At 69.7% G+C, this 3,139-nt stretch carries 3 protein-coding genes; all 3 read left to right on the top strand.

What is annotated here, in order from left to right; translation table 11 throughout:
* Positions 1 to 339: 339 nt before the first annotated feature.
* Genes ACIBJF_RS52805 through ACIBJF_RS52795 form a run of 3 tightly spaced genes read left to right on the top strand, consistent with a single transcriptional unit; the run spans position 340 to position 3,104 of the window.
* A complete protein-coding gene (locus ACIBJF_RS52805; RefSeq protein WP_399185023.1) occupies positions 340 to 558 on the top strand; it encodes a hypothetical protein in 219 nt (72 codons plus the stop codon).
* Positions 559 to 570: 12 nt separating this feature from the next.
* Positions 571 to 816 carry a hypothetical protein gene (locus ACIBJF_RS52800; protein WP_399185024.1) on the top strand — a complete coding sequence of 82 codons (246 nt, stop codon included), beginning with the start codon at positions 571 to 573 and terminating at the stop codon, positions 814 to 816.
* Complete coding sequence (locus ACIBJF_RS52795) at positions 813 to 3,104, top strand: tyrosine-type recombinase/integrase (RefSeq protein WP_399185022.1); 2,292 nt, start codon at positions 813 to 815, stop codon at positions 3,102 to 3,104. Before ACIBJF_RS52800 ends, ACIBJF_RS52795 begins: the two co-directional genes overlap by 4 nt.
* The last annotated feature ends 35 nt before the right edge of the window (positions 3,105 to 3,139 follow it).

The following is a 3,139-nucleotide window of genomic DNA, read 5'->3' as shown; positions in this document are numbered from 1 at the left end:
CGGGCGAATAGACCTTCATCACCATAATCGGTCACCCTCTCCCGACCCCCACCGGGGTCGAGGTCAGGGTGTCCACCACTCAGGGGGAGGCTCCATCGCCGTCGTCCGGCTGCCGCGGGCGGCTCGGCCCGTGTATCGGGCGGAGGCCGCTACCGGCCGTCAGTCCCGGCCCGGCTGCCGCGGCGGATCCCTGACCACAGATTCAACGAACTGTTCGCCGCTCTGCGGTACCACCGGGACCGGGCCCTGCTGGCGTTCTGGGTCTCCAACGGCGCCCGTGCCGAAGAACTGCTGACGAGCTGCCAGCGTGACCCACTGCCGGGCGATCAGCTGCTCGGGGTGATCCGCAAAGGAACACGGGCGTATCAACAACTGCCGTCGTCCCCGGACGCCTTCGTGTGGCTGCGGCTCTATCAGGAGGAGGCATGGCGGGCGGGAGTGCCGCGGGATCCAGCCGAGAAGTTGTGGTGGACACTGCGGCGGCCGTTCCGTCCGCTGACGTACCACGCGGCCCGGGCGATGCTGAACCGGGCCAACGCCCTGCTGGGGGCGAACTGAACACTTCACGATCTGCGGCACACAGCCGCGTATCGGATGGCGCGGGATCCGAAGCTGGCGCTGACGGACGTCCAGTGGATCCTGGGCCACGCCCATCTGACGACCACCCAGATCTACGTGCCAGCTGGCCGCGACGAGATCGTCGAAGCCGTACAGGCACACCATGTGCGCCAGGAGCGGCTGGCCCGGATCCCGGCGGTGCCCGCCGCTGGATACCGGGCCCAGGCCCTCACTGACCTTTTCGGAGGATCCTGGTGAAGGCCCGTATCCGGCATCTGACCGGCACGGCAGCCGCTGGCCCCGGCGAGCGGCTGCCGGTGCCCCAGGCCGCGGGCGGACCGTTGGAACAGGCCCGCGCCCGGTTTCCCGCCCGTGAAGCCGGGACGCGGTGGTCGATGACGTGCAAGCCCGCGCAGGAGGTCCTCGCCGCGCTGCGGATGCCGCCGTACGATCCCGCCGTCGCCAACACCGGCTGGTACCGGCTGACGGGGGCCCGCGCAATCCTCACCTGGCTGGCCGATTTTCCCGGGACGAGCTGGCAGGAGCGGTGGGAAGCCTCGCCCGCGGCGGCCTGCCCGCGCCGGTGGGCCGAGCAGGCACCGACCTGGATCGCCTCAACCACCGGCGTGACGCGGTGGGGCACCGTGCAGTCCGGACTGCTGACACTGGCCGGTGCTGACGTGGTGCGCCTGCCGCTGAGCTGGCTGGCCGGCCATCGCAGCACACATCTGAGGGAATTCGTCGAGGAGGTTCGTGACCCGGCCGGGTTCGCCCAGCTGGAGGCGCACGTCGATCCAGGGCGATGGTCGGCGCTTGCGGGAGGCAAGGCCCGTCTGGCGCTGACCAGGATCCTCCTGGCCAAGGGGGGCGGCCTGACGGACATCACCGTCGGCGACGCGCTTGAGTACACCGCCGTTGCACGCGCGGCTGGCAGCGTCAGAAGCGGTGGCGGGAGCACCCTGTTCTACTCCTGGCTGCGTGAGCTGGGCCATCTGCCCTCCGACGCACCGACGACACTGCGGCTACTGGGCCGACTTACCGGTCAGCTCACCTGCGAGCAACTGGTGGACCGGCACGGGGTGGAGAGTGCTCCGGTCCGGGCGCTGCTGATCGACTACCTGGAGGAGCGGCGGCACCGGCCGGACTACAGCACGCTGGACAACCTGGCCCGCAACCTGACCCGGAACTTCTGGTCCGATCTGGAACGGCACCACCCCGGCATCGCCGCCCTGGACCTGCCACCGGAGGTGGTCACCGCCTGGAAAGAGCGCCTGAGCACCCGGACCCAGCGGCGCAAGCACCTGGACGGCACCGTGGAAGAGACGGTGGTCGAGCGGGCCGACCGGGCCCTGCTAATGATGACGGTGCGCCCGTTCTACCTCGACATCGCACGCTGGGCGGTGGAGGAGCCGGCCCGCTGGGGGCCATGGGCCGCACCGTGTCCGATCAAGGAAGCGGAGACCCTGGACGCCAAGCGCACCAAGCGGGTCAAAGCCCGCATGGACCAGCGCACCCGCGAACGTCTCCCTGCCCTGGAGACCTTTGCCCGGGCCGCGTCCGACCACTACCGCCATCGCCTGGCCTGCCTGGAAGCCCTGCACGCCGTGTCACCAGGCGCGACGTACACCGTCGGCGGCGCCGTCTTCGTCCGCACCAAGAACGGCGGCGCCAGCGCCCGCGACGCGGCCGGGACGCTCCTGCACTTCGACCTCGCCGAGCACCGCGCCTTCTGGGCCTGGGCAGCGGTGGAGTTCCTGCGTCATACCGGCGCCCGCATCGAGGAGATGCTGGAGACCAGCCACCACGCCCTGGTCCAGTACCGCCTGCCCACGACCGGCGAGATCGTCCCTCTGCTCCAGATCGCTCCCTCCAAGACCGACCAGGAGCGCGTCCTGCTCGTCAGCCCCGAGCTCGCCGATGTCCTGGCCACCATCGTCCGCCGGGTTCGCGACCCGCGTACTGGCGCCATCCCGCTGCTGGCCGCCTACGACTACGAAGAACGCATCTGGAACCCGCCCGCACCACTGCTGTTCCAGTGGGACCGCGCCGGAGAGCCCTCCCGCATGACCGGCGAATTCATCCGCCGCGCCCTGGCCGAGATCCTCGCCTTCATTGGCCTCACCGACACCACCGGCCAACCCATGGACTTCGCCCCGCACGACTTCCGGCGCATTTTCATCACCGACGCCATCCGCTCCGGCCTGCCGCCCCACATCGCCCAGGTCATCGTCGGCCACACCAACATCAACACCACCATGGGCTACAACGCCGTCTACCCCACCGAGACCATCGAAGCCCACCGCGCCTTCATCACCCGCCGCCGCACCCTGCGCCCCGCCGAGGAGTACCGCACCTCCACCGAAGCCGAGTGGGAGGACTTCCTCGGCCACTTCGAACGCCGCAAACTCTCCGTCGGCATCTGCGCCCGCGCCTACGGCACCGCCTGCATCCACGAACACGCCTGCTTCTCTGAACTTCGAGTTGAACCCTGGCTGTTGGGATGCTCTGGTTCTGGCTGGCCGGTCAGGGCAGCAATCGGCGGGTAGAGGTCCAGGCCAAGAGTTGATCGCGGGTGCGTCCA

This window comes from Streptomyces sp. NPDC050743 (assembly GCF_044456925.1).
GTDB lineage: Bacteria > Actinomycetota > Actinomycetes > Streptomycetales > Streptomycetaceae > Streptomyces.
The sequence above is the reverse complement of the archived record's forward strand: the minus strand, read 5'-3'. Positions and strand labels throughout refer to the sequence as shown.